Annotated in this window: 24 protein-coding genes and 3 pseudogenes; 5 read left to right on the top strand and 22 right to left on the bottom strand. The window is 69.5% G+C overall.

Annotated elements, in window-relative coordinates:
* Positions 1-171: 171 nt before the first annotated feature.
* On the top strand, positions 172-402 hold the full coding sequence (locus tag K7957_RS10265) for a hypothetical protein (protein ID WP_223011905.1): 231 nt from the start codon (positions 172-174) through the stop codon (positions 400-402).
* A gap of 679 nt (positions 403-1081) precedes the next feature.
* Here the strand turns inward: K7957_RS10265 and K7957_RS10260 are convergent.
* From K7957_RS10260 to K7957_RS10220, 10 genes and pseudogenes are all read right to left on the bottom strand, one after another.
* On the bottom strand, positions 1082-1279 hold the full coding sequence (locus tag K7957_RS10260) for a hypothetical protein (protein ID WP_223011904.1): 198 nt from the start codon (positions 1277-1279) through the stop codon (positions 1082-1084).
* Positions 1280-1365: 86 nt separating this feature from the next.
* A complete protein-coding gene (locus K7957_RS10255) occupies positions 1366-1548 on the bottom strand; it encodes a hypothetical protein (protein WP_223011903.1) in 183 nt (60 codons plus the stop codon).
* A 263-nt stretch (positions 1549-1811) separates the two neighbouring features.
* Positions 1812-2189 carry a response regulator gene (locus K7957_RS10250; RefSeq protein ID WP_223011902.1) on the bottom strand — a complete coding sequence of 126 codons (378 nt, stop codon included), beginning with the start codon at positions 2187-2189 and terminating at the stop codon, positions 1812-1814.
* Between the two features lie 974 nt (positions 2190-3163).
* Positions 3164-3328, bottom strand: coding sequence for a hypothetical protein (locus K7957_RS10245; protein WP_223011901.1), 165 nt, complete (start codon positions 3326-3328; stop codon positions 3164-3166).
* Positions 3329-3421: 93 nt separating this feature from the next.
* Positions 3422-3811, bottom strand: a complete 390-nt coding sequence (locus K7957_RS10240) for a response regulator transcription factor (protein ID WP_223011900.1) — start codon at positions 3809-3811, stop codon at positions 3422-3424.
* A 120-nt stretch (positions 3812-3931) separates the two neighbouring features.
* Positions 3932-4102: a hypothetical protein gene (locus K7957_RS10235; RefSeq protein WP_223011899.1), complete on the bottom strand. Its 171-nt coding sequence runs from the start codon at positions 4100-4102 to the stop codon at positions 3932-3934.
* Between the two features lie 143 nt (positions 4103-4245).
* On the bottom strand, positions 4246-4512 hold the full coding sequence (locus K7957_RS20380; protein ID WP_246616957.1) for a DUF6894 family protein: 267 nt from the start codon (positions 4510-4512) through the stop codon (positions 4246-4248).
* A 140-nt stretch (positions 4513-4652) separates the two neighbouring features.
* Positions 4653-4904: pseudogene (locus K7957_RS20770) on the bottom strand (tyrosine-type recombinase/integrase); the annotation flags it as partial.
* A gap of 6 nt (positions 4905-4910) precedes the next feature.
* Positions 4911-5636, bottom strand: coding sequence for a tyrosine-type recombinase/integrase (locus tag K7957_RS10225; RefSeq protein WP_223011897.1), 726 nt, complete (start codon positions 5634-5636; stop codon positions 4911-4913).
* 171 nt (positions 5637-5807) lie between these two features.
* The gene (locus K7957_RS10220) at positions 5808-6455 is read right to left on the bottom strand and encodes a sulfite oxidase-like oxidoreductase (protein ID WP_223011896.1); all 648 of its coding nucleotides are present in this window, start codon (positions 6453-6455) and stop codon (positions 5808-5810) included.
* 94 nt (positions 6456-6549) lie between these two features.
* On the opposite strand from K7957_RS10220, the gene K7957_RS10215 reads away from it, so the two are divergent.
* From K7957_RS10215 to K7957_RS10200, 4 genes are all read left to right on the top strand, one after another.
* On the top strand, positions 6550-7122 hold the full coding sequence (locus K7957_RS10215) for a uracil-DNA glycosylase family protein (RefSeq protein WP_223011895.1): 573 nt from the start codon (positions 6550-6552) through the stop codon (positions 7120-7122).
* 176 nt (positions 7123-7298) lie between these two features.
* On the top strand, positions 7299-8432 hold the full coding sequence (locus tag K7957_RS10210) for a Gfo/Idh/MocA family protein (RefSeq protein ID WP_223011894.1): 1134 nt from the start codon (positions 7299-7301) through the stop codon (positions 8430-8432).
* A gap of 1 nt (position 8433) precedes the next feature.
* Positions 8434-9255: a glucose 1-dehydrogenase gene (locus tag K7957_RS10205; RefSeq protein WP_223011893.1), complete on the top strand. Its 822-nt coding sequence runs from the start codon at positions 8434-8436 to the stop codon at positions 9253-9255.
* 16 nt (positions 9256-9271) lie between these two features.
* Positions 9272-11071, top strand: coding sequence for a glycoside hydrolase family 15 protein (locus K7957_RS10200; protein ID WP_223011892.1), 1800 nt, complete (start codon positions 9272-9274; stop codon positions 11069-11071).
* Between the two features lie 39 nt (positions 11072-11110).
* Here the strand turns inward: K7957_RS10200 and ftsZ are convergent, their stop codons facing one another.
* From ftsZ to K7957_RS10140, 12 genes and pseudogenes are all read right to left on the bottom strand, one after another.
* Positions 11111-12613: a cell division protein FtsZ gene (gene ftsZ, locus K7957_RS10195; RefSeq protein WP_223011891.1), complete on the bottom strand. Its 1503-nt coding sequence runs from the start codon at positions 12611-12613 to the stop codon at positions 11111-11113.
* A gap of 117 nt (positions 12614-12730) precedes the next feature.
* Positions 12731-13990 (bottom strand): cell division protein FtsA, encoded by a 1260-nt coding sequence (gene ftsA, locus K7957_RS10190; RefSeq protein WP_223011890.1) that lies wholly within the window; start codon positions 13988-13990, stop codon positions 12731-12733.
* A 34-nt stretch (positions 13991-14024) separates the two neighbouring features.
* The gene (locus tag K7957_RS10185; RefSeq protein WP_223011889.1) at positions 14025-14999 is read right to left on the bottom strand and encodes a cell division protein FtsQ/DivIB; all 975 of its coding nucleotides are present in this window, start codon (positions 14997-14999) and stop codon (positions 14025-14027) included.
* A pseudogene (locus tag K7957_RS10180) lies at positions 14996-15964 on the bottom strand (D-alanine--D-alanine ligase); the annotation flags it as partial. The gene K7957_RS10185 and the pseudogene K7957_RS10180, both read right to left, overlap by 4 nt.
* Positions 15965-16183: 219 nt before the next feature.
* Positions 16184-17110: pseudogene (murB, locus tag K7957_RS10175) on the bottom strand (UDP-N-acetylmuramate dehydrogenase); the annotation flags it as partial.
* Positions 17065-18483, bottom strand: coding sequence for a UDP-N-acetylmuramate--L-alanine ligase (murC, locus tag K7957_RS10170; RefSeq protein ID WP_223011888.1), 1419 nt, complete (start codon positions 18481-18483; stop codon positions 17065-17067). The pseudogene murB and the gene murC, both read right to left, overlap by 46 nt.
* Complete coding sequence (gene murG, locus K7957_RS10165) at positions 18480-19640, bottom strand: undecaprenyldiphospho-muramoylpentapeptide beta-N-acetylglucosaminyltransferase (protein ID WP_246616955.1); 1161 nt, start codon at positions 19638-19640, stop codon at positions 18480-18482. The genes murC and murG overlap by 4 nt, the downstream gene beginning before the upstream one ends.
* Positions 19637-20851 carry an FtsW/RodA/SpoVE family cell cycle protein gene (locus K7957_RS10160; protein WP_223011886.1) on the bottom strand — a complete coding sequence of 405 codons (1215 nt, stop codon included), beginning with the start codon at positions 20849-20851 and terminating at the stop codon, positions 19637-19639. The genes murG and K7957_RS10160 overlap by 4 nt, the downstream gene beginning before the upstream one ends.
* On the bottom strand, positions 20848-22152 hold the full coding sequence (gene murD / locus K7957_RS10155; RefSeq protein WP_223011885.1) for a UDP-N-acetylmuramoyl-L-alanine--D-glutamate ligase: 1305 nt from the start codon (positions 22150-22152) through the stop codon (positions 20848-20850). Before murD ends, K7957_RS10160 begins: the two co-directional genes overlap by 4 nt.
* Before the next feature lie 55 nt (positions 22153-22207).
* The gene (gene mraY / locus K7957_RS10150; protein ID WP_223011884.1) at positions 22208-23278 is read right to left on the bottom strand and encodes a phospho-N-acetylmuramoyl-pentapeptide-transferase; all 1071 of its coding nucleotides are present in this window, start codon (positions 23276-23278) and stop codon (positions 22208-22210) included.
* Entirely contained in the window at positions 23279-24649 is a 1371-nt protein-coding gene (locus K7957_RS10145; protein ID WP_223011883.1) for a UDP-N-acetylmuramoyl-tripeptide--D-alanyl-D-alanine ligase, read from the bottom strand.
* 196 nt (positions 24650-24845) lie between these two features.
* A complete protein-coding gene (locus tag K7957_RS10140; RefSeq protein WP_223011882.1) occupies positions 24846-26273 on the bottom strand; it encodes a UDP-N-acetylmuramoyl-L-alanyl-D-glutamate--2,6-diaminopimelate ligase in 1428 nt (475 codons plus the stop codon).
* Between the last annotated feature and the right edge of the window lie 9 nt (positions 26274-26282).

Here is a 26282-nt window from a genome sequence, read left to right as displayed (position 1 = left end):
ACAGTTTTGATGCAAGCGCTCAGGCGCAAATCTTCTTGGGTAAAGCCATGCCGGCGACGATGTCGCGCCTTGTATTCCGGAGTGCCATACCCACATGCCAGTCACCATGCGCTCTATCCGAGCTTCGCACGGCTGAGAGACCCTGCGCTCCCGCTCTGGTGGGAGACGACCGTGGATCTCAACTACATTCTCGCCCGTGAGCAGGTCTCCATTTACAACGCCAGTATGGCCTCCAGTGGTCCGGCACGAATTGCACATGAGGGGCTAGCGGCGGCCTATGGTCGGCTTCTTGCGGGCCGATCCTTCCCGAACCGCAAGCTGATGACTGAACCCGACCACCTGCCGATTGTCGTTAGGATCGAGCCTATCTCCAGCGACGGCGTATCTGGTGAAGTCAAGTGAGTCGCGCCGTCAACGTCAACCTGAATGAAGCTGCGGTGCGAGAGCTGGCAACCGGTCAGTCGGCACAAATAAGCTCCATAGAGGCCCTTCCGGGGGGCGGCACTCGGGTGGTATTCACTCGAGCCGGCGACGCCGACCAGATGCGGGACATCCTCTCAGGCCTACTTATACAAGGCGAGATCTCACGAACAAAGTGGGCGAGTCATGGTCGTTGAAGCTGATCGATCTCCTCATCACCAGCGATGGACCCAGACAGACGTCACTGCGCTGAGAGAGCTAGTGCGGCAAGGAGCGTCGCCTCTGGAGATAAGCGCTCGTCTCAACCGGCAGTTAGCGGATGTGGATCGCATGGCAGAACGCCTGCGGCTAGTTCGGGTCCATTCAGATTCTTCGTAGTTGAAGCAGCCCCTTAGGAAGCTGGCCTTGCTCGCGGACCCGGATGCATCTGCGGACAGCTAAGCGGGGCGAGCGGGCGTCCCACGCGCGTCACGCGCCATTTGTCAAATTGTTGCGGCGCCGCGTCGGGACCGATCAGCGAACCGTTCACTACCGGGTCATGCTTCGACGCTTGATAATTTCGACGGGCTACGTCGAGGTGCTCTCGCCCACGTCGGCGTAAATTGGCTTGCGGATGCGGGGCTGGTTGCACCCGCATCCGCTCGCTCCCTTGCGCAAGGAATTAGGCGAAGTCGCCCAGAAACTTCGTTTCCGCGTCAGGCAGATCAGAAGTTTTATCCTCGGTGCGCCCGTCGCCCTCCAGATCCTCCGCGGTGAGGTCCTCCTGCTCTTTGCCCAGGATGTCGCGGTCCTCGCCATTCTCGCCTGGGTTGTTGATGCCGCCCTGATCGGGGTGGTCGTGCTCGGTCTGCTGCGTCATGCGGGCATCCTTCTGTTGCAGAGGAGAGAACGGCCAGCTCGCTCGATCGGACCCACATAGTCGAACGAGCAACGTCTAATCGCACGTTACCAGGCGCGAGGCACACTGCCGACCCGCTTCGCTGCGTCCTCCTCGACCTCGTTCAACTCAGCCTGCGTCAGCACCGCGGCTGCGAGCACCTTCCGCATCAGCTCGTCCCGCAGGGCGGTCAGAAGGTGAACCTCGACCCGCTCTGGCTCGGTGTCCTCACCCTCAGCGTTGACCTGCATGCCGCGGCTCCTCAATCGCGAGATGCGATGCAGCCATGATCACGATAGGATGGCGGGCGCGCCAGTCGGGCTATCCAGGCTCGACCGAGCTAGTGGTTGCGGGCGCGTAGCGGAGGCTCGACAATCATATGTCCCCATGGGCGGTCATCGCTGGGCACAGGACGCCCATCCGTAAGGGTCGCTCCATCAAGGGATGATACGGCTTCTACGAAGCAATCCGCTGCGGAGGTTCGTTGCCGAGCAGCGGCTACTCTTGATGGCCATCACTTTGGACGCTTGGCTAGCTTTTCACCTACCAGCTCAGTGAGCGCTGCAGCGGAGTACGGCTTGGAAAGGAAGTGGCCGTGGTCAGGTATCTGATCGTCGGAAAGTCGCCTTGCACCTGACGTAACGATGATCTCGATCTCAGGCCAACGCCTTGCGACTTCGGCAGCAAGGTCGAGACCGTCCTTATCGCCTGGCATGTTTATATCGGTGAAAATTAGCGCGATGCCGGGTGCCCGCTCGATCAAAGCGACCGCTTCAGCCGCGCCCCCGGCCTCCAACATGGTGTACCCGCGCTCCTCAAGGGTATCGACCGCGACCATCCGGATATAGATCTCGTCCTCAACAACGAGCACGGGAGGTTTACGTTCGGTCATAGCTATGTACAACTCCAGCTCGACCCCTAACCGTCACCGATGTCTCTTCGTACGCAACTGCAGATAATCTGTCGGCCACCTGGCTTGAACTATGCGGAGCCGCTTCAGACGGCACAACCTGCGCGGGGCTCCGCCACCGCGTGGTGCCGCAGATCCACTTGCGATGACCCAAGCTTTTATACACAGACAATTGCCTCGTCGATCCGACGAGCAGCCTGCCTTTCGGCATGCTTTTCACCACGTTGCGCCATGCGCTCCCAGTCTTCGGCGGGGTGTGCCGTCGGCGTACCATAGGTAGGGTCGTCTCATCCGCTGCAGCCCGTTCGGCCGCAGCGCGCGTGCGGCAAAAGTCCCGCGTCTCAAGCATTTAGACCCTCCTGCCTTTTACTTTTTCTTTCCGTGGCGTCGACGGGAAGCTGCACGCCCTGCGGCGCCTACGAGGCCGAGGAAGAGCAAAATCGCGACCAAGCCCGTCATGATCCAGAATGGCGTCAGCATGCTGCTCTAACGGCGCGGCGAGCCTGCGCGGCCCGTGCTTTCGTGATGATGCGCATCAACCTGGCGCTTCGAGGCAGGTTCTTCGGTCGGAATGATGGAGCAAGCGTCAGGGATCAAGGCTATGGGTAGGGATCGCGCGCCAAGTCGTGGACGCCTGTGGCTGAGAGGCACTGGAGTGCTCCCGCTCATAGAAGCCGGGGGCCACCATGCCATTGTTTCGTTTATATCGCCTGCGAGACGACGACAGCATCCTTGATCGCGTCGACGTAGACGCCCTTAACGATGATGCCGCGATCGAGGATGCCATTCGTATCGATCACACCGCTATCATCGAGATATGGTGTAAGGCTCGTAGGATGTCCCGAGTTGAGCCCGCAAAAGACAGTATGGGTGACGGTGAAGGCGGAACAGGGAGTGGGTCGATCGGGTGAATCAAAGTCGCGGCGCGCTAACCTTGTTTAACGTTGCCGGCCCGCTTAGCCGATCCGCGCGCCGCACGCGTCTATAACGTGCTGCCAACGCTCCCGAACGATGCCATCTGCCTTGTCGCACTGACTTTCCGCCACCTCGATTGCGCGGCTCTCGAACGCGTCGGCAAAGGCGACGACAAACGCTTCCACTATGTCCCGCCGGTCGGTCACGTCAGAGCCTTTCATCGTCAGAGCGCCAGCTAAGGCTAGCACGCTGCGACGAACGAAGCCTCTACTCCCGGTGACCAGAATCGACGCAGCGACTTAGCCCAACGTCGAAGGAAGTAGCGCTCGTACCTGGGCGGCTAGACCGACCGGATCGAACGGCTTGGCGATCGTACCGACCGCGCCGGCCGCCTCATAGCGCTCGATGTCAGACGATCGTACCGCGGCCGTAAAGAATGCGATCGGCGGAGCTTCACTCACGAAAGCCTTGATCGCCTTCACCAGCGCGACCCCATCCATGTCGGGAAGGTTGTTATCGACCAATATAAGATCCGGCTTCGGGGAGCTCCCGAGATGCTGCAGCGCATCATCACCGGTGCGCATAGGCGTTACCGTGAGCGCGGGATCAAGGTGCAAGGCCATGACCGCAATGGCGCTTATGTCAGGGTCATCCTCAACTAAGAGGATGAACGCAGCTTTCTTAGCCACGACTCGCTCTCCTCGTACTTATTGCTCGATCAAGGCTCACCCACGCCCTGTCCGTCAAAGCAATTTGCATCCATCCCTGTTGGACTAGCTGGAGCGATCGTGGACCACGCAGGGAGCGGCTCACGGCAGTTTGCCGCCAAGCGCGTCTCCCTCACTCGCATCCATCGCAGCCGAGAGCAGCTTCATTGCGAGGTTGATAGCCTCGGCAGGCTCAAGCGTTGCAGCGCACGGAGTAGGCGTGTTGATGTCGACCAGGACCTTACCTTGGGTCAGAATTACCTCGATCGTCATGCGCCACCTCTCACCCGATGTGATCCGACGCTGGAGCCGGGGGGACGTAGCGCGGGATCACGGGGGAGCCACCGGGGGTTGGCGGCCAACCCGGTTGTAGCAGCGCTGCTTCGCTATTTCTCGGATTGAGTCAGCGACTTAGATCAAGGTCGCCTTTCATGCGTCGAAGCGCTTTCCGCTCGCTGGTGACTCGAACCAGACGTCATTAAGGTTGCCACGACGAGATCGCTCTCGTCGGTGACATCAATCTGCAGGTGTCCGTCTGGCCAAAAAGACCCGTCGATGATTGCCAGCGCACGGCTCGCTTCCTCAACGGCCTGCGTCTTTGCAGCCGAGAGGTTGGGCAGATCGACAACCTTATTGCCGATCTCACCTTTGTCGTCGCTGATGGTAAATCGATAGCGGGGCATGAAGCCGTGATGCGGCTTGGCGCAGATCGATGCCGCAGCCCACCCAAGTCACGGCGATTGCCGCTCAGGTCCTCAGCAGCGTCGGCAAGAGCAGCCTTCGCTACCGGGTCGGGTACATGGGGCATCTTCTCGGCAACCCAGTCGCGAAATGAGCTTCGAAAGCCGTGAGCGTCGTATGGCAGCTGCGCGTCACGAAGAACCTTGTTGAGGGTCATGTCAGAGAGCATGCCCCCTCGCCGGCCGACGAAGATCAGCTCGTACGCCTTGCGCTTGCGCTGGTCTCGCAACTCATTGAGCAGCGAGATAGCCGCCTCGCTCAGCGTAACCGTGTGGGCCTCGCCACCTTTCATCATATCTGCTGGTCGGATCCACTCCTGTTTTTCGAGGTCTATCTGCCCTCACTGCGCCGCCCGCGCCTCACCGGGCCGCGCAGCGGTAAGCACCTGGAACATCAGTGCGGCGCGGCCGGCCGTCAGCGGCTTGCTGCGGAGGTCGGCCATAAATGCGGGCACGTCGGCATATGGCATGGCCTTGAAGTTCTTGCCGGAAGGCTGGTTAGGAAGACCCGCGGTGATCGAGCGGCCAGGTGCCTCGGTCGCGCGCCAACCCTTAGAGTGACTGAAGTTCAGCACCTGCCCGACCCGCATCCGCACCTTGCGCGCAAGCTCGGGCTTCGTCGTCCAGATCGGCGCCAGCATATCGCGGATATGTCCCGCCTCAATTGTGTCCACCCGAAGGTTGCCGATTGCGGGATAGGTGTGCGTCGCAAGAGAGGTGAGAAAGGCGGCGGCATTCTTCTCCACCCAGCCCGACCGGAGCGCCTCGCGCGCCGCCTTCGTAGCTTCCCGGACGGTGGGAGTAGGCCGCCTGTCTCGATCACGCTCGGCAATCGGATCCCTGCCGTTCAGCGCGTGCTTACGAAGGTCGACTGCTCGCTGACGCGCCTCAGACAGGCTGAGTGCAGCGATCGAGCCCAAGCCTATGTCGCGCCGCTTGCCGTTCTGCTGAATGCGGATCATCCACGACTTTGCGCCAGTCGGACCGACGAGCAGGTACGAGCCATCGCCGTCGCCATGTCGGCCAGGCTTTGCGTTCTTAACGGCCAAGGCGGTCAGCTTAGCCATTCTGCTCCCACGTCCACTCCCACACTCTCGCGCGGAGCGAGACGAACGTCGACGAACAGATGCGAGACGAGGAACGAGAATTTATCAGGAACGCACAGGGCTAAGCGGTCGATAGCGGACAGCGGCGAACGACCGGTTATGATCCTGTCGGGTGCGCCAGCTTCCCTCACCTCACCCGTAACGCTGCGCCTTCCACGGGTCGCCGCGCAGGTGATAGCCGTTGACCTCCCAGAAGCCCGGTGCGTCGCACGCGATCAGCTCGATCCGGCGGATCCACTTGGCGCTCTTCCAGAAGTACAGGTGCGGGATGATCAGCCGCGCCGGCCCGCCATGCTCGCGCGACAAAGGCCTGCCCTGCCAGCCGTGCGCGACCAGCGACTCCGCCGCGGCGAAGTCGGCGAGCAGCAGGTTGGTGGTATAGCCGTCATAGCCGTGGAGCATCACCGCCTGCGCTTCGGCGCGCGGCTGCACCAGGTCGAGCAGGTCGCGCGTGCTCACTCCGCTCCAGTCATTGTCGTAGCGCGACCAGCTGGTGACGCAGTGGATGTCCGAACGCGAGCGGGTCTCGGGCAGCGCAGTGAAGGCGGTCCAGTCGAGCGTGACCGGCCGCTCGACCAGCCCGCCGAGCTCGAGCCGCCAGCGCGCGGTCGCGATGTCGGGCGTCTGGCCGAGGTCGAGCACCGGCCAGTTGGTGACGAGATGCTGACCCGGCGGCAACCGCGCGCGATCCGCCGGCGGCGCGGCGTCGGCGAACTTGCGCTCCTCGGCCCAGCGCCGCTTCGACCGGGTGAGCTTGCTGTCGGGGGGTAGGTCATCCATCGCGCGCGCCTCCGCCGCGCAAGATGGCGCGTGCGGCGGGTGCGGCCAAGCCCCCTCTCTTGCGCGGCGGGCCGGGCGGCTTACCTCCGCCGCGGTGGAAACGTTCGACCAGCTCGTGGCGCGGGTGCGCGCCTGTGCCGCCTGCGCCGCGGACCTGCCGCTCGGTGCGCGGCCGGTGATCCAGGTCTCGCCCAGCGCGCGGCTCGTCATCGCGAGCCAGGCGCCGGGCAGCAAGGTGCACGCCAGCGGCCGCCCGTTCGGCGACGCCTCGGGCGACCGACTGCGCGAGTGGATGGGGATCGACGCCGCGACGTTCTACGACGCGGCGCGCGTCGCGACGCTGCCGATGGCCTTCTGCTATCCCGGCCGCGCCGCGGGAGGTGACCGCCCCCCGCCCCGCGCCTGCGCGGCGCGGTGGCGCGAGTCGCTGCTGGCCGCGATGCCCGAGGTGCGCCTGACGCTGTTGGTCGGCAGCTACGCCCAGGCGCACGCGCTCGGCCCCGGCGCGCTGACCCCGCGCGTGGCGGACTATCGCGCGCACCTGCCGGCGCTATTCCCGCTGCCGCATCCATCGTGGCGCTCGCAGCTGTGGATGCGGCGCAACCCGTGGTTCGAGGCCGAGGTGCTGCCGGCGCTGCGGGCGGCGGTGGCGGGGGCGCTGGGGTAGCGCGCGCGCTTGCCGGCGACTGGCGGTAGGAAGACGAACGTGCAGGAGAGTCGTCCCGGCTTGCGCGGGGATGACGGCTGGAGAGTTCATCGGCGCTCTACCATCCCGCCGAACGGAACCTTCCCCCGCTCCCAAGCGGTTGCGGCGTTCCTCAAATGAACGCAGCGGAGACAGGCATGAGCATCGCGTCGGCACTAGGGCTCGGCGGGCGCAAGGTGCGCTACGCCATCGTCGGTCTGGGCGACATCGCGCAGGAGGCGCTGATGCCCGGCGTCAAGCACACCGGCAATTCGGAGATCACCGCCCTGGTCTCGGGGGACCCGGTCAAGCTCAGCAAGCTCGGCAAGAAGTACGGCGTCAAGCACCTCCTCGGCTATGAGGGCTTCGCCGGCCTGCTCAAGACCGGCGAGATCGACGCCATCTATCTGGCCACGCCCAATTGGCGCCACGCCGAATTCGCCGTGCCCGCGCTCGAGGCGGGCATCCACGTGCTGTGCGAGAAGCCGCTGGAGGTGTCGAGCGAGCAGGCGCAGCTGATCGCCGACGCCGCCAAGCGCGGTAAGGCCAAGCTGATGACCGCCTATCGCCTCCACTTCGAACCCGCCACGCTCGACGCGATCCGCCGCATCCGCGCCGGCGAGCTCGGCGAGTTGATCGCCTTCACCTCGCTCTTCTCGCAGCCGCTCGACCCCGCCAACCACCGCGCGCACCACGGCATCGAGGCCGGTCCACTGTTCGACATGGGACCCTATCCGATCAACGCGATCCGCTACCTGTTCGGCGCCGAGCCGGTCGAGGTCGTGTCCGCGGTCGGCGTCCGTCACGCCGCCGCGGGCCTGGGCGACCTCGACGACACGGTCGCCGCGACGCTGCGGCTGCCGGGCGGCAAGCTGGCACAGTTCACTGTCAGCTACGCCGCCGACGCGGTCGACAGCCTGATCGTCGTCGGCACCGAGGGCTCGATCGAGATGAACCCGGCCTATGGCTTCGGCCAGGGGCTCGAGCACTTCCGCAGCATCGGCGGCAAGGACTCGCACGAGACCTTCGCCGCGACCGACCAGTTCGGCGGCGAGCTGCGCTACTTCAGCGACTGCATCCTCGAGGACCGTGACCCCGAGCCCGACGCCGAGGAAGGGCTCGCCGATCTCGCGGTGATCGAGGCGGTGGTCGCCGCGATGCGCAGCGGCAAGGCCGAGCCGGTCAAGGTGAAGCAGCGAACGCGCCGCATCGATCCCGAGACGCAGCTGCAGAGCCTGCGCGCGGTGTCGACGCCCGAGCCGGTCAACGCCTCCTCGCCGACGCGCGACTGAGATGGCGACGTTCTCCGACCCGGCGCGCCCGCTCGCGGGACATAGCGCGATCGTCACGGGCGCCAGCTCGGGGATTGGACTCGCGGTCGCCGAGGCGCTCGCCGGTGCCGGCGCCGCGGTGGCGGTGAACTATCGCTCGCAGCGCGAACCCGCCGACGCGCTGGTCGGGCGGATCGAGGGGGCGGGCGGGCGCGCCGTCGCGATCGAGGCGGACGTCTCACAGGAGGAGGACGTGGTCCGCCTCTTCGACGAGACCGCCGCCGCCTTCGGCCGAGTCGACGTGCTCGTCGCCAACTCGGGAGTGCAGCAGGACGCCGCGATCGCCGATCTCTCGCTCGACCAGTGGAACGCGGTGATCGGGATCAACCTCACCGGCCACTTCCTGTGCGCGCGGGAGGCGGTGCGCCGCTTCCGCTCCCAGCCGAGCGACGCGCGTCCGGCGCGCAGCGCGGGTACGATCATCGCGATGAGCTCGGTCCACGAGGTGATCCCCTGGGCGGGGCACGTCAACTACGCCTCGGCCAAGGGCGGGGTCCGCATGCTGACGCGCTCGCTCGCGCAGGAGGTCGCCCCCGACCGCATCCGGGTCAACGCCATCGCCCCCGGCGCGATCCGCACGCCGATCAACAAGGACGCGTGGGAGACCGACGCCGCGCTGGAGAAGCTGTTGCGGCTGATCCCCTACGGCCGGATCGGCGAGGCCGAGGATGTCGCACGCGCGGCGGTGTGGCTCGCCTCGGACGACGCCGATTACGTCACCGGCACGACCTTGTTCGTCGACGGCGGGATGACGCTCTACCCCGAGTTCCGCGACAATGGGTGAGCGCGAGGAGGGTCGCGTGCCGCCACGCTCGATCGGCGACCGCGGCATCATCGGCGACCTCGAGACCGCCGCCCTGGTCGCACGCGACGGCACGATCGACTATCTGTGCTGGCCCGCGCTCGACAGTCCGACGATCTTCGCCGACCTGCTCGACGACGAGAAGGGGGGCGCCTTCTGGCTCGCGCCGCGTCTCGCCGACGCGCGCCGGCTACAGCTCTACCTGCCCGACACCAACGTGCTGGTGACCCGCTGGATGGCGCAGGAGGGCAGCGCCGAGGTGGTCGACCTGATGCCGCATCCCGCCGCGCTCGGGCCACTCGGCGCGCGCGGCCTGCTCCGCCGCGTCACCGTCACGCAGGGGACCGTCGGCTTCGACGCGCGCTGCGCGCCGCGCTTCGACTATGCGCGCGAGGTGCCGCGAGCGGAGGGCGAGGACCGGAGCGCGCGCTTCGTCGGCGCGGACCTCGCGCTGCGGCTCCACGCCTCGATGCCGCTCGTCCTCGGTGACGGCGAGGCGGCGGCCGACTTCACGCTGGCGGCGGGTGACAGCGCCTGGTTCGTGCTCGGCGACGACTCGCTCGCCCGCCCCGACGACGCGGCGATCGACGCCGCGGTCGACGCGACCGCGAAGGCGTGGCGCGCCTGGCTCGGCCACGCCAGCTACAGGGGGCGATGGCGCGAACAGGTGCTGCGCTCGGCGCTCGCGCTCAAGCTGCTGACCTCGGCGCGGCACGGCTCGATCGCCGCGGCGGCGACCTTCGCGCTGCCCGAGGCGACCGGCGCAGGGCGCAACTGGGACTATCGCGCCACCTGGATCCGCGACGCCTCTTTCACGGTCTACGCCTTCATGCGGCTGGGCTTCGTCGAGGAGGCCGAACATTTCCGCCGCTGGGCCGGCGAGCGCGTGATGCACGCCGACCAGGATCATCCGATCCGCGTTATGTACGCGATCGACGGGTCGGAGGCGGCGGACGAGCAGGAACTCGACCATCTCGCCGGCCACGCCGGCAGCCGCCCCGTGCGGATCGGCAATGCCGCGCACGGCCAGACCCAGCTCGACATCTTCGGCGAGCTGCTCGACAGCACCTATCTCTCGAACAAGTACGGGGCGGCGATCAGCCATGCGGGCTGGCAGCACGTTCGCGGCATCGTCGATTTCGTCATCGCGCACTGGCACGAGCCCGACGCGGGCATCTGGGAGATGCGCGGGCCGCCGCGCCACTTCCTCCACTCGCGCGTGATGTGCTGGGTGGCGCTCGATCGCGCCATCCGGCTCGCCAAGAAGCGGTCGCTGCCCGCGCCGCTGGTCGCCTGGGCGGAGGCGCGCGACGCCATCGTCGAGGACGTCTGGGCGCACTTCCGCCACCCGGTGCACGGCTATTTCGTGCAGGAGCGCGGCGGCACCGCGCTCGACGCCGCGCTGCTGATGATGCCGCTGGTGCGCTTCGTCTCCTCGACGGACCCGGTGTGGCTGAAGACGCTCGACGCGATCGGCGAGCAGCTACGCGACGACGGGCTGGTCTATCGCTACCGCGACGATGACGGGCTGGAGGGCGGCGAGGGCGCTTTCACCACTTGTACCTTCTGGTACGCCGAGTGCCTCGCGCGCGCCGGGCGGCTGGAGGAGGCGCAGCTGATACTCGAGAAGGGCATCGCCTATGGCAATCACCTCGGCCTCTTCGCCGAGGAGCTCGACCGCCGCGGCGAGGCGCTCGGGAACTTCCCCCAGGCGCTGACACACCTGGCCTTCATCAGCGCGGCCTATTTTCTCGATCGCCGGCTCGATCCCGGGTACCGGCCGAACTGGCAACCGTGACGCGCCGCCTGCCACGGTGGCAGGCGGCGAGGCGCGAGCTTACTGGTTGTTCTGGCGATGCAGGAAGCGCGGCAGGTCGCCGCCTTCGCCATCGTCGGCACGACCGCCGGCGTTGCGGGTCGCGTTCTGCATCCGCTCGAACAGCGTACCGCCCAGTTTGACGCGCGGCTGCGGCGGCGCTTCCTCGCCCTCGGCGCCCGGCGCGAGGAAGCGGCGACGCGCGGCGTCGCCCGCGGGCGCCTGCGGTGCCGGCGCTGGCATCAGCGAGTCGGCACCGAGCAGCAGCTCGTCATCGGCCGGGGCGGCCGGCGTCGGCGCCGGTGCGGATTCCACCACCGGACCCGAGGTGCTCGGCGGCACGCCCTGCGCCATCGCGCTCGCGGCGGCGCCGCTCGGCTGCTGCGGGGGCACCTCCGGGGTCGGCTGATAGGCGCTCGGCACCGGCACCGGAGCCGGGGCCGGCTGCGGTGCGGGCGCGGCGGCGGCCGGTGCGGCGTCGCTGCGGCGCGGTGCCGAGAAGCTGAAGGTGCGCGTCGGCTCGGCCACGGTCGTGCTCGCCGGCGCCGCGGTGGTGGCGCTGCTCTCGATCCCGGTGGCGACCACCGAGACGCGGATCTTGCCCTCGAGCTCGGGGTTGAACGCCGAGCCCCAGATGATGTTGGCGTCGGGGTCGACCAGCTCGCGAATGTGGTTGGCGGCCTCGTCGACCTCGAGCAGGCGCATGTCGTCGCCGCCGGTGATCGAGACGATCACGCCCTTGGCGCCCTGCATCGACACGCCGTCGAGCAGCGGGTTGGCGATCGCCTTCTGCGCCGCGATCAGCGCGCGATCGTCGCCCTCGGCCTCGCCGGTGCCCATCATCGCCTTGCCCATCTCCTGCATCACCGAACGGACGTCGGCGAAGTCGAGGTTAATGAGGCCGGGCATCACCATCAGGTCGGTGATGCCGCGCACGCCCTGCTGGAGCACCTCGTCGGCCATCTCGAAGGCCTGCTTGAACGTGGTGTTGGCGTTGGCGACCAGGAAGAGGTTCTGGTTCGGGATGACGATGAGCGTGTCGACGAACTTCTGCAGCTCCTCGATGCCCGCGTCGGCCGATTTCGCGCGGCGGTTGCCCTCGAAGCTGAAGGGCTTGGTGACGACGCCGACGGTCAGGATGCCCATGTCGCGCGCCGCCTTGGCGATCACCGGGGCGGCGCCGGTGCCGGTCCCGCCGCCCATGCCCGCGGCGATGAAGCACATGTGGCTGCCCTCGAGCAGGCGCGACAGCTCGTCGATCGTCTCTTCCGCCGCGGCGCGGCCGATCTCGGGGCGGCTGCCCGCGCCCAGGCCCTGGGTGATCTTGGCGCCGAGCTGGATCTTCTGCTCCGCGTCGGACTGCTTCAGCGCCTGCGCGTCGGTGTTGGCGACGAGGAACTGCACGCCCTGCACGTCGGCGCGCATCATGTTGGCGATGGCGTTGCCGCCGGCGCCGCCGACCCCCACGACGGTGATGCGCGGGGTGAGATCGTCGAGATCCGGTGTGATGAATTCGATGCTCATCGCGTGCTTACTCCGTCCGCTCCGCGCCGCCGTCACTCGCGCGGTTAATTTCTACCGATGTGCAACAACGAGACGCCGGGTGGAAGAGGAAACACCGCGAAACGCCCTGTAGCTGCGTCAATAATTCGCCTTGGCTGCCTGCACGAGCTTCCAGAAACCGCGCAGGCCGCGCTGGCGGTGCACCATCTGCTGCGACGGCACGAGCCCGCGCAGGTCGATCGGATCGCTCGCTGCAAAGAAGGCCAGCCCCGCCAGCGTGGCGAAACCCGGGCCCGAATGCGCCTCGGGCAGCCCGGTCAGCCCCTTGGGCCGGCCGACACGGACCGAGCGGCCGAGCGCCTGCTGCGCGTAATCGGCGATGCCCTTGAGCTCCGCCCCGCCGCCGGTGAGCACCACCTGGCGCCCGACCGGCCCCTCGAACTTCAGCTCCTTGAGCGCCGTCTGGATCTCGCTGGTGAGATGCTCGAGCCGCTGCCGGATGACCGCGATCAACGCCGCCTTGGTGATCTGCAGCGCCTCCGAGCCCTCGTCGTCGGTGCGCTCTCGGATCGTCACCATCTCATGGTTGTCGCGCGGCGAGGCGTTGGCCGAGCCGTGGAAACATTTGATTCGCTCGGCCTGTAGCCGCGTCGTGCCGAACGCCGAGGCGATGTCGTCGGTGATGTCCGCGCTGCCGTAGGGGATCGACTTGAGCCCCACCAGCATCGAACCCGCGAACAGCGAGACATTGGTGATCCCCGCGCCGATCTCGACCAGAGCGACGCCGAGGTCGCGCTCCTCGGCGCTGAGGCAGGCCAGGCCGGTGGCGACCGGCGCGGCGATGATCGACTTCACCTCGAGGTGCGCCGAGCGCACGCACAGGTCGAGGTTGCGCACCGGGGAGCCGTCAGCGGCGATGACGTGGATATGGACGCCGAGCCGGTCGGCGTGGAGCCCGAGCGGCTTCTTCACCCCCGTCAGCCCGTCGAGCGTGTAGAGCGCGGGCTGGGCGTGGAGCACCATGCGGCCGGCCGGGTCGATCGACTGGCGGCCCTCCTGGAGCAGAGCGTCGATGTCGGCCTGCTCGATCCGCATGCCGCCCAGCTCGGCCTCGATGAAGGCCTCGTCGCTCACCAGCCCGCCCGCGGAGAAGCCCGCCCAGACGTTCTCGATGTTGAAGCCCGCGATCCGCTCGGCCTGCTCCACCGCCTCGCGCACCGCGACCTCGGTCGAGTCCATGTCGGCGATATAGCCGCGCTTGACGCCGCGGCTCTCGCGCTGGCCGGTGCCGAGCACCACAAGCTCGCCGCCGTCCCCTTTCTGCGCGATCATCGCCGACACCTTGGACGAGCCGATGTCGAGCGCGGTGATCAACCCGTCCGGTGCTGCCTTGGCCATGCTATCCCCCTCACGCCCTGTTCCACGTCGTGCTCTACGCCTCGCCGACGCGCGTCGTTTCCCGCGCGCGCGTCGCCGTCGTCTCGTTGCCGGTACCGCCGTCAGTGGCGTTGCCCGCCACCGCGTCGGCGCTGCCGTCGTCCTGCAAGCGCTGGTGCAGGTCCTGCCCCGGCTTGCGCGCCACCAGCTTGGCGGGATCGCGCAGGTCGAAGCGCACCCAGCCCTTGCCGAGCAGCGCGCGCGCGCCGTCGAGCTGCGCGAACTTGATCAGCGCCTGCGCGGCGCCGTCCTGCGGCAGCGCCAGCGTCTCGCCGGTGTCGAAGGTGAGGTCCCAGCGGCGGTTGCCGATCCAGGTGGCGGCGCGGATGCGCGGCTTGAGCGCGGGTGCGGCGGCGAGCAGCGCCTGATAGCCCGCCTCCTGCCGGTCCGCGCCCGGCCCGATCACCAGCGGCAGGTCGGGCATATGCGCGGGGTCGACCGGGGCGAGCAGCCGCCCGGTCGGGTCGATCAGCGTGAGCTGGCCGTTGTCCTGCCAGATCGCGGCGGGCTCGCGCTCGGTGATGTGGATCAGCAGCCGATCCGGCAACCGCCGCGCGACATAAGCGTCGGCGATCCAGCCATAAGCGAGCAGCCGCTCGCGCACGCGCTCCAGGTCGACTCGCAGCATCGCGCGGCTCGGCTGGTCCTCCAGCGCGATCGCGTAGACGGTCTCGCGGTCCATCCGCTTGAGCCCGGTGATGTCGACCTGCTCGACCTCGAGCCCGGCACGTCCCGCCGCCTCGGCGATGCCGACCCCGATCGCCTGCGGCACGCCCAGCACCGTGGCGAGCGACAGCGCCGCGGCGCCGACGCCGCCGAGCAGCGTCCAGGTCACCGCGCGGCGCAGCGTCTCCTCGCTGACCGGCAAACGCGCGATCAGCCGGTCGCCGAGCGACGCCTTGGGCGCGCGCCGCCGGTTGTTGACCGCGCGTCGCGGCGGGGGCCCGCCGCGCTTGATGGTGCGGCTCACCGCGGCAGGTCCTTCGCGCGCGCGGCGGCCTTGGGCGCCGGCGCGCGCATCGCGGCGTCGACGATCGCCTGTACCAGCTCGGCGTAGCTCATGCCGGTATGGCGGGCCTGCTCGGGGACCAGGCTCAACGCGGTCATGCCGGGCTGGGTGTTGACCTCGAGCAGGAACAGCCCGTCGACGCCGCGCTCGTCGTCCCAGCGGAAGTCCGAGCGGCTGCACCCGCGGCAGCCGAGCAGGCGATGCGCCTGGAGCGCGAGACCGCGACACGCCTCGGCGATCTCGTCGGGCACCGGCGCGGGGAAGAGATGCTCGGTCATCCCGTCGGTGTATTTGGCGTCGTAATCGTACCAGCCCGACTTGGGCCGCAGTTCGGTGACGCCGAGCGCGCGCGGGCCATCGGCGTCGTCGAGCACCGCGGTGGTCAGCTCGCGTCCGCGGACGTACGGTTCGGCGAGCAGCTCGTCGAACTCCTGCCACGGCCCCGCGGTGTCGCGCCCGATCGGGTTGCCGTAATTGCCGCCCGCGGTGACGATCGCGACCCCCACCGACGAACCCTCGTTGACCGGCTTGAGCACATAGGGGCGCGGCAGCGGGTCGGCCTCGTACACCTCGACGGAGCGGACGATGCGCCCGCCCGGCATCGGCACGCCCGCGGGGACGAGCACCTGCTTGGTCAGCACCTTGTCGATCGCGATCACCGAGGTGGCGAGCCCCGAATGGGTGTAGCGCAGCCCCATCAGCTCGAGCAGGCCCTGGACGCTGCCGTCCTCGCCCGGCGTGCCGTGGAGCGCGTTGAAGACGAGGTCGGGCGCCGCCGCGGCGAGATCGGCGGCGACGCTCGGGGTCAGGTCGACGCGGGTGACGCGGTGGCCGAGCGACTCGAGCGCCTCGGCGACGCCGGCGCCCGAGTTGAGCGACACCTCGCGCTCGGCCGACCACCCGCCCATCAGGACCGCGACGTGGAGGCGACGGAATTCTTCTCCGGCACGGGGAGGGGGGCCGCCAAGCGAAGCACGGTGGTGGAGGGGGCTCTCCACGAAGCGCTCCGCCTGCCGAAGCCCCCCTTCACCACCAGCCTGCGGCTGGCGGTCCCCGGCAGCGGGTTGATCATGCCCCGCATGATCAAGGATCGTCGGGGGGACGATCCGACCCGCTGCTCCGTCCCGGGGAGGAATGATACCGTCACCCACGCGCTGTATCTCCCATTCCAGTTCGACGCCGCTCGCGGCCCTGACCCGCGCGCGCACGTCCTCGCCCAGCGCCTCGATCTCGGCGCTGCTCGCGGCGCCCAGGTTGAGCAGGAAGTTGGTATGCTTCTCGCTCACTTGCGCGTCGCCGCGACGCAGGCCGCGGCAGCCGGCGGCGTCGACCAACTCCCACGCCTTGGCGCCCGGCGGGTTCTTGAAGGTGGAGCCGCCGGTGCGCGAGCGCAGCGGCTGGCTCGCCTCGCGCGCGGCGGCGATGCGGTCCATCTCGGCCTGGATCGCGGCGGGCTCGCCCGGCGCGCCGCGGAAGGTCGCGCCCACCACCACCGCCCCGTGGGGCAACGCCGAGTGGCGGTAGCTGTAGCCGAGCTCGTCGCGCGACAACGTCCGCCGCGTGCCGTCGCGCAGCACCACCTCGGCCTCGACCAGCACGTCCGCGGTCTCGCGGCCATAGGCGCCGCCGTTCATCCGCACGAAGCCGCCGACCGTGCCCGGGATCGAGCGCAGGAACTCCACCCCCGCCACGCCGGCGTCGCGCGCGGTGGAGGACACGAGGATGCCGCTCGCCCCGCCCCCGCTGCGCAGCCGCGAGTCGCCGATCGGCTCCACCCTGGCGAATGCCTTGCCGAGCCGGATCGTCACGCCGGGCACGCCACCGTCGCGCACGATCAGGTTGGAGCCGAGCCCGAGCGGCAGCACCGGCACGCCGGGATCGAGCGCGGCGAGGAACGCGGCGAGATCGTCGACGTCGGCGGGCTCGAACAGCCACTCGGCCGCACCGCCGCTCTTGAACCAGACGAGCGGCGCCAGCGCGGCACCGCCGGTGAGTCGCCCGCGCACCGGAGGGAGCGTCGCGACGCTCACCGCCGCTGTGCCGCGATCGCGGCGGCGAGCCCCGCGGCCCATTTGGTGATATCGCCGGCGCCGAGGCAGATCACCTGGTCGCCCGCGCGCAGCTCGCCCGCCAGCGCAGCGGCGAGCCCTGCCGCGTCCTCGACCAGCTCGGCCTGGCGGTGGCCGCGGTCGCGCAGCCCCGCCACCAGCGCGGCCGAGTCGACGCCGGGCACCGGCGCCTCGCCCGCGGCATAGACCGGGGTGACATAGACGAGATCGGCGTCGTTGAAGGCGCCGCGGAACTCCTCCATCAGATTGCCCAGCCGCGAGTAGCGATGCGGCTGCACCGCCGCGATCACCCGCCCCTGCGCGGACTCGCGTGCGGCGGCGAGCACCGCGCGGATCTCGACCGGGTGGTGGCCGTAATCGTCGACGATCGTCGCCACGCCGCCCTCGAGCGCGACCTCGCCCACCTTGGTGAAGCGCCGCTTGACGCCGGAGAAACGCTCGAAGCCCTTCTGGATCGTCGCGTCGTCGATGCCGAGCTCGAGCGCGACGCCGATCGCGGCGAGCGCGTTCTGGACGTTGTGGCGCCCCGGCATCGGTAGGTCGATCCCCTCGATCGAGCGCACCGCGCCGTCCCGTGCGCGCACCTGCGCCTCGAAGCGGTTGCCGCCGGCATAGGGCGTGACGTTGACGCCGCGCACGTCGGCCGACGCCGCGAAACCGTAGGTGACGATGCGGCGGTCGCGCACGCGCGGGATCAGCGCCTGCACCTCGGGATGGTCGAGGCACAGCAGCGCCGCGCCGTAGAAGGGCACGTTCTCGACGAACTCGACATACGCGTCCTTGGCGCGATCGAAGCTGCCGTAATGGTCCAAATGCTCGGGATCGATGTTGGTCACCACCGCGATCGTGCCGTCCAGCCGCAGGAAGCTGCCGTCGCTCTCGTCCGCCTCGACCACCATCCAGTCGCTCGCACCGAGCCGGGCGTTCGAGCCGTAGCTGTTGATGATGCCGCCGTTGATCACGGTGGGGTCGACCCCGCCCGCGTCGAGCAGGGCGGCGACCATCGAGGTGGTGGTGGTCTTGCCGTGCGTGCCCGCGACCGCGACGGTCGACTTCAGCCGCATCAGCTCGGCGAGCATCTCGGCGCGGCGCACCACGGGCACGCGGTTCTGCAAGGCCGCCTCCACCTCGGGGTTGCCGCGCTTCACCGCGGTGGAGGTGACCACCACCGCCGCCCCGGCGACATTGCCGGCGTCGTGCCCGATCGTCACGGTGATGCCGCGCTTCCGCAGTCCCTCGACGACATAGCCCTCGGCGACGTCCGAGCCCTGCACGGTGTAGCCGAGATTGTGCATCACCTCGGCGATGCCGGACATGCCGATCCCGCCGATGCCGACGAAATGGATCGTCCCGATGTCGGTAGCGACTCCCCTCACGCGAACGCCTTCCGCTGCTGGACGCGACCGACCGGCAGCCGCGACGCGGGCGAGTCGAGGCTCTCGACCAGGTCGGCAAGGTCGCTCGCCGCCTCGGGGGTGCCGCAGGCGCGGGCGCGCGCGGCGGCGTTCTGGAGCGCTTCCGGGTCGAGCCCGAGTTTCTGCATCTGCTTGGCAAGTTCGCTGGGAGTGAAGGCCGACTGCGCGATCGTGCGCGCGCCGCCGGCGCGGGTGATCTCGCGCGCGTTGGCGGTCTGATGGTCGTCGGTGGCGCTGGGCAGCGGCACGAGGATGGCGGGGCGGCCCGCCGCGGTCAGCTCGGCGATGGTCGAGGCGCCGGCGCGCGCGATCACGACATGCGCCCAGCCGAGCTGCTCGGGCAGATCGGGCAGATAGGTGGCGAGGTCGGCCGCGATCTCGAGCCGCGCATAGGTCTCGCGCGCGCCGTCGATGTCCTCGATCCGCGCCTGGTGCGTCACCTGGAGGCGGCGGCGGAACGCGACCGGCAGCATCGCCAGCCCCTCGGGCACCACCTGGCTCAGCACCGAGGCGCCCTGGCTGCCGCCGGTGACGAGCACGCGGAAGATGCTGTCCTCGTCGAGCAGCGGATAGGGCTTGGCGCGCAGCGCGAGCACGCTCTCGCGCACCGGGTTGCCGACGTGATGCGCCTTGGCCTGGTGGCGCGCGCGCAGCCGCGCGGTCTCGGCATAGCTGGTCGCGATCGCGTCGACCTTGCCCGCCACCAGCCGGTTGACGCGGCCGAGCACCGCGTTCTGCTCGTGCACCGCGGTGCGGATCCCTGCCGCGAACGCCGCCGACAGTGCGGGATAGGCGGGATAGCCGCCGAAGCCGATCACCGCGGCGGGCTTGAAGGTCCGGTACAGCTCGGCCGCCATGGCGCGCCCCTGCATCATCAGCCGCGCCGCCCTGGCCCAGCCGAGCGGCCCGCCGGCGAAGCGCCCGGCGGGGATGACGTGGGTCTGCACGTCCTCGAACAGCCCGGGGAAGCGCACCCCGCGCGCGTCGCTCACCAGCGCGACGCGGTGGCCGCGCTTGGTCAGCTCGGTCGCGAGCGCGGCGGCGGGCACCATATGGCCGCCGGTCCCGCCCGCGGCGAGCACGAACTGGCGCGGGCGGAAGTCCTGCACGGGCGTCATTCGGCGTTCCATCGTGTGATATAGGGGCTGCGCAGCAGGAACGGGTTGCGCCGCGTGAACGCCAGCAGCAGCCCCATGCCGAGCGACAGCGCCACCATCGACGACCCGCCGTAGCTGATGAACGGCAGCGTCATCCCCTTCGACGGCGCCAGCCCGGTGTTGACCGCCATCGAGATCAGCGCCTGCGCGCCGAACTGCACCGCCAGCCCCGAGGCGGCGAGCAGCTTGAAGGGGTCCTGCTCGTCGAGCAGTTTGACGAAGACGCGGATGACGAGCGCGAGGAACACCAGCGCCACCACCATGCAGGCGAGCAGCCCGAACTCCTCGCCGATCACCGAGAAGATATAGTCGGTGTGCGCCTCGGGCAGGCCGTATTTGACCGTGCCGCCGCCCGGTCCGGTGCCGAACCAGCCGCCCGAAGTGAGCGTGCGGTGCGCCGCGTCGGTCTGGAAATGGTCCGCCGCGCCCTCGCCTTCCACGCCGGGGAAGAGGAAGGCGTCGATGCGCGCACGCGCGGTGCTGTAGAAGAGATAGGCCGCCACCAGCGCCGCGGGCACCATCGCGACGAATCCCATGATGACGCGCGTCGGCGTCCCGGCGATCGTGACGAGCGCGAGCCAGATGCAGCAGAAGATCACGGTCTGGCCGAAATCGGGCTGGAGCATCAGCAGCAGCGCGACCAGCCCGGTGAGCCCCGCGGTGATCATCGTCACCGGCAGCTCCTCGTCGCGGGACTTGAGCGACAGCAGCCACGCCACCGCGACGACGAAGAAGGGCTTGAGGAACTCGGACGGCTGGAACTGCGCGAAGCCGAAGCCGATCCAGCGCCGCGCGCCGTTCACCATCACCCCCGCGAAGGGCACGATCATCAGCAGCGCCACACACACCGCCGCGCCGATCAGCGACATGCGCCGCGCCACCGTGACCGGCAGCATCGACACGCCGAACAGCACCGGCAGCGACACGCCCGCCCACAGCAGCTGGCGCCAGAAATAATGCAGCGGCGCGAACTTGAGATGCTCGCCCGAGTAGCGCGACGCGCTCGCCGGCGACCCTGCCGCGACCGCGATCAGCCCGATCGCGATGAGGAACAGCGCGAGCAGCAGCAGCACGCGGTCGATGTCCCAGAACCAGGTGCCGAGCGGCGACGGGTCGCCGCGACCACCCCGCCCCTTCAGCCCCGCGCGCTGTGCCCTGCTCACGTCGGTCATGCCAGCGCCTCCACTGCCGCGCGGAACACGGTACCGCGATGCTCGTAGTCGCGGAACTGATCGAACGAGGCGGCGGCCGGCGACAGCAGCACCACCTCGCCGCGTCTTGCCTCGGCCGCGGCGATCCGCACCGCGCGCTCCAGCGTCTCCGCCTCGGCGACGGGCACGCGGTCGCGCAGCAGCGCGGCGAAGCGCGGGCCGGCCTCGCCGATCGTATAGGCGCGTACCACGTTGCCGAAGTGCGGCGCGCAGGCGTCGAGGTCATCGCCCTTGGCGCGCCCGCCGAGGATCCAATGGACGCGCGGGAAAGCGGCGAGCGCGGGGGCGGTGCTCTCCGGGTTGGTCGCCTTGCTGTCGTCGATCCAGGTGACCCCGCCCAGCGTCGCCACCCGCTCCATCCGATGCGGCAGGCCGTTGAAGGTCTCCAGCCCCGCCTCAATCGCGGCACGATCGAGGCCCAGCGCCTCCGCCACCGCGATCGCGGCGAGCGCGTTCTGCGCGTTGTGCGGCCCCTGCAGCGAGGGCCAACGCGACTGATCGAGCGGCGTGCCCGGCGCGATCGTCGTGATCGTCTCACCGCGATGCGCGAAGCACCGCGCGATCGCAGCCGAGGCGGCGTCGCCGATGCCGATCACCGCGCGATGGTGCGGCGACTGCATCGCGAACAGCCGCGCCTTGCTCGCGGCATAGTCCTCGAAGCCGGCGTAGCGGTCGAGATGGTCGGGCGTGACGTTGAGCAGCACCGCGACGTCGCAGTCGAGCGTCTGCGTCAGGTCGATCTGGTAGCTCGACAGCTCGAGCACATAGACCCCGCCCGCGGGCAGCGGCGCCTGCGCGAGGACCGGCAGGCCGATGTTGCCGCCCATCCGCGCGGGCACGCCGGCGGTGTCGAGCAGGTGGTAGACGAGCGCGGTGGTGGTCGACTTGCCGTTGGTGCCGGTGATGCCGACCACTTGATGCGGCGGCAGGTCGGCGCGGGCCTGCGCGAACAGCTCGATGTCGCCGACGATCGGAACGCCCGCGTCACGCGCCGCGCCGGCGAGCGGGTGCGTGTTGAGCGGTACGCCGGGAGAGACCACGAGCGCATCGAAGGTGGCGAGATCGAGGGTGGCGAGGTCGGCGATCCTGAGATCGTCCCCAGTATGGGGAAGCGAAAAGAGTGAGTCGCGCTTCGCCTCGTCCGTATCCCACGCCGTCACCCGCGCGCCGGCGGCGAGCAGCGCGCGCACAGCCGCGGCGCCCGAGCGTGCGAGCCCGAGCACCGCATAATGTTTCCCGGTCCAGGCGCGCGAGACGATCATTGTTCTGGACCCCGGCCTGCGCCGGGGTGCGGTGAGGGCGATGACGACATCGCCCTCACCGCAGCTTCAACGTCGACAGGCCGGCGAGCGCCAGCACCAGAGCGATGATCCAGAAGCGGATCACCACCGTCGGCTCGCTCCAGCCGAGCTGTTCGAAATGGTGGTGGATCGGCGCCATGCGGAAGATGCGCTTGCCGGTACGCTTGTACCAGAACACCTGGATGATGACGCTGAGCGCCTCCACCACGAACAGCCCGCCGATGATGCCGAGCACGATCTCATGGTGCGCCACCACCGCGATCGTCCCCAGCGCGCCGCCGAGCGCGAGGCTGCCGGTGTCGCCCATGAACACCGCCGCGGGTGGCGCATTGTACCACAGGAAGGCAAGGCCGCCGCCGATCACCGCGCCGCAGAAGATCGCCAACTCGCCCGCCCGCGGCACGTGCGGGATGCCGAGGTAATCGGCGAACTTCACGTTGCCCGCGAGATACACGATCAGCATGAAGGCGACCGAGGCGATGATCACGGGCATGGTCGCCAGCCCGTCGAGCCCGTCGGTGAGGTTCACAGCGTTGCCGAACGCCACGATCGTGAAGGCGGCGAAGATCGGGTAGAAGTAGCCCAGGTCGACGTAATAGCGGCTGGTGAACGGGAAATAGAGCCCGGTGCCGTTCTCCTGCATGATGATCCAGGCCGCGATGCCGGCGATGGCGAACTCGATCAGCAGCCGCGTCCGACCCGACACCCCCGCGGTGCTGGCCTTGCGGACCTTGTCATAGTCGTCGAGGAACCCGATCGCGCCGAACCCCAGGGTGACGAACAGGCATGCCCAGACGAACGGGTTGCGCAGGTCCATCCACACCATCACCGACAGCACCAGGCTGGTGAGGATCATCAGGCCGCCCATCGTCGGCGTGCCCCGCTTGGCGAGGTGGGTCTGCGGGCCGTCGAGGCGGATCGGCTGGCCCTTGCCCTGGCGCACGCGCAGCCAGCCGATGAAGCGGGGGCCGATGATCAGGCCGATCAGCAGCGCGGTCGCGACCGCCGCGCCGGCGCGGAATGACTGATAGCGGATGAGATTGAAGCCGCCCTCGAACCCGAGAAGCTGCGCGATCCAGTACAGCACTCAATCCACCTTGCCGGCGAGCGCGGCGACCAGCCGCGACAGCCCGACCCCGTTCGATCCCTTGACGAGCACCGCGTCTCCCGGACGGAGCAGGGCACGGACCTGGTCCAGCGCCGCGGCGGCATCGCGCACATGGACGAAATCGACTTGCCCCTCAAGCGCCTGCGCGAGCGGCGCCATCGCCTCGCCGACCAGCACGGCCGTTTCGACGCGCGCCGCCACCACCGCCGGGCCGAGCGCCGCGTGATAGGCCGCCGAGCCGTCGCCGAGCTCGCGCATCTCGCCCAGCACCGCGACGTGGCGCCCGGGCTCCTGCGCCAGCACCGCCAGCGTCGCCTGCATCGAGGCGGGGTTGGCGTTATAGCTCTCGTCGATCAGCAGCGCGCGGCCGTCCCCCGCCGCGACGTCGCGCCGCGCGCCGCGCCCGGCCAGCCCGCCGAGCTCGCCCAGCGCGAGGCCGGCGAGCGCGAGGTCGGCGCCGACCGCGTCGACCGCGGCGAGCACCGCCATCGCGTTCGACACCCAGTGCTGCCCGGGCTGCGCGATCGTCATGCTCAGCTCGCGCGCGCCGACCCGCGCGCCGACGAAGGTGCCGCCGCGCGGCGACGGCATCACCTCCGCGGCGTGGACGTCGGCGCGCTTGTCGAGCCCGAAGGTGACGATCTTGCCCGCATAAGGGTGCGCCGCCGCGATCAGCCGGTCGCGATGCGGGCTGTCGTAGGGGACGATCGCGATGCCGCCGGGCTCCAGCCCGCGGAAGATCTCGCCCTTGGCGTCGGCGATGGCGCTCTCGTCGGGGAAGAACTCGGTGTGTGCCGGCGCGATCGCGGTGACGATCGCGACGTGCGGGCGCACCAGGGTGGTCAGGTGCGCCAGCTCGCCGGGATGGTTCATCCCCATCTCCAGCACCGCATAGTCGCTGTCGGCGGGCATGCGCGCGAGGCTGAGCGGCACGCCGGTGTGATTGTTGTAGCTTTTCACCGAACGATGCGCGCGCCGGCTGGGCGAGCGGTCGAGCGCGGCGAACAGCGCCTCCTTGGTCGAGGTCTTGCCGACCGAGCCGGTGACGCCGATCACCTTGCCTTTGACCCGCGCGCGGGCGGCGCGGGCGAGCGCCTCGAGCGCGCCGAACGTGTCCGCGACGCGCACCGCCGGGTGCGCGGACTCGCGCGAGACGATCGCGCCGGCCGCGCCCTGCGCGAACGCCTGGTCGAGGAAGCGGTGGCCGTCGCTCTGCTCGCCCGCGAGCGCGACGAACAGGTCCCCCTCGCCGACCTCGCGCGAGTCGAAGGCGACACCGTCGGCGGTGAAGCCGGCAGAGGAAGTGCCGCCGGTGGCAGCGGCGATGTCGGACGAGGTCCAGAGCGTCATGACAATCCTCCCCAGCATGGGGAGGGGGACCGCGCCGAAAACGTGGTGGAGGGGGGATGCGGCATACGGAACGCTTCTAGCGGACGATGCGGGTGAAAGTCAGGGAGCGCGGCAGACAAGCTACCGCCACGCGCGGCAGCACGCGCGGCGCGCCCCCTCCACCATGCCCGCGGCATCTGCACGACCACCATCCCGCTCACGCCGCCATCTCACGCGCGACCGCGACGTCGTCGAACGGCAGCACCAGGTCGCCGACGATCTGGCCCTGCTCGTGCCCCTTGCCCGCGATCAACACGATGTCGCCCGCCGCCGCCTCGCGCAGCGCCGCCGCGATCGCGGCGCGGCGGTCGCCGATCTCGCGCGCGCCGGGTGCGCCTCGGAGCAGATCGGCGCGGATCGCGGCGGGATCCTCCGAGCGCGGGTTGTCGTCGGTGACGATCACCACGTCCGCCGCGGCCGCCGCCACCTGCCCCATCGGCTCGCGCTTGCCGCGGTCGCGGTCGCCGCCCGCGCCCACCACCAGGATCAGCCGACCCGCGACGTGCGGGCGCAGCGCCGCGCAGGCCGCCTCGATCGCGTCGGGCGTGTGTGCATAGTCGACATAGACCGGCGCGCCGCTCGCCGTGATCGCGGCGCGCTCGAGCCGCCCGCGCACCGGCTGGAGCCGCGCCAGCCCCGCGATCGTCGCCGCGACGTCGCCGCCGGTGGCGATCACCAGCCCCGCCGCGATCAGCGCGTTGGCCGCCTGATAGCCGCCGATCAGCGGCAGCTGGACGCGATGGTCGACCCCGCCGGCGCGGACCACCAGCCCCTGGCCGAGCAGGGTCGGCACGCGCTCGACCAGCCGCAGGTCGTCGCCGTGCTCGCCGACGGTGAGGACACGGTTGCCGCGCTCGCGCGCGATGTCGATGACTCGCTCGGACTGCGGGTCGTCGGCCCAGACCACGGCGCTGCCGTCGTCGCTCAACACCTGCGCGAACAGCCGCAGCTTGGCGGTGAAATAGGCCGCCATGTCGCCGTGATAGTCGAGATGGTCGCGGCCAAGGTTGGTGAAAGCGGCGGCGCGCACCGGCAAGCCCTCGGTGCGAAACTGGCTGAGGCCGTGGCTCGACGCCTCGAAGGCGAGATGGGTGACCCCCTCGCGCGCCAGCCCGGCGACGTTCGACAGGAAGGTGACCACGTCGGGCGTGGTCAGCCCGGTGACGACCCGCTCGTCGGCGGTGGTGACGCCGAGCGTGCCGATCGAGGCGGCGTGTTCGCCGGCCATGCGCCACAGCTGGCGCGTCATCTCGACCGTCGAGGTCTTGCCGTTGGTCCCTGTCACCGCGACCGCGGTGGTCGGAAAGGGCGCGTAGAAACGCGCCGCGAGCCGGGCGAAGGCCTCGCGCGGATTGTCGTCCGCGACATGGGCGGCGCCGTCGACGTGCGCGCCGGGTCGCGCCACCACCGCCACCGCGCCGGCCCCGATCGCGGCGTCGATATAATCCTCGCCGTTGACGCGCAGTCCCTGGAAGGCACCGAAGACGTTGCCCGGCGCGACCTTGCGGTGGTCGATCGCGAAGCCGGTGACGGTCGCGTCGGCGGCGACCGGCGCGTCATGGCCGAGAAGCGCGGAGAGCCTCATCGCGCGCGC

Origin of the sequence: Sphingomonas yunnanensis (genome assembly GCF_019898765.1) — a bacterium.
Classification (GTDB): Bacteria; Pseudomonadota; Alphaproteobacteria; order Sphingomonadales; family Sphingomonadaceae; genus Sphingomonas; species Sphingomonas yunnanensis.
The sequence above is the reverse complement of the archived record's forward strand: the minus strand, read 5'-3'. Positions and strand labels throughout refer to the sequence as shown.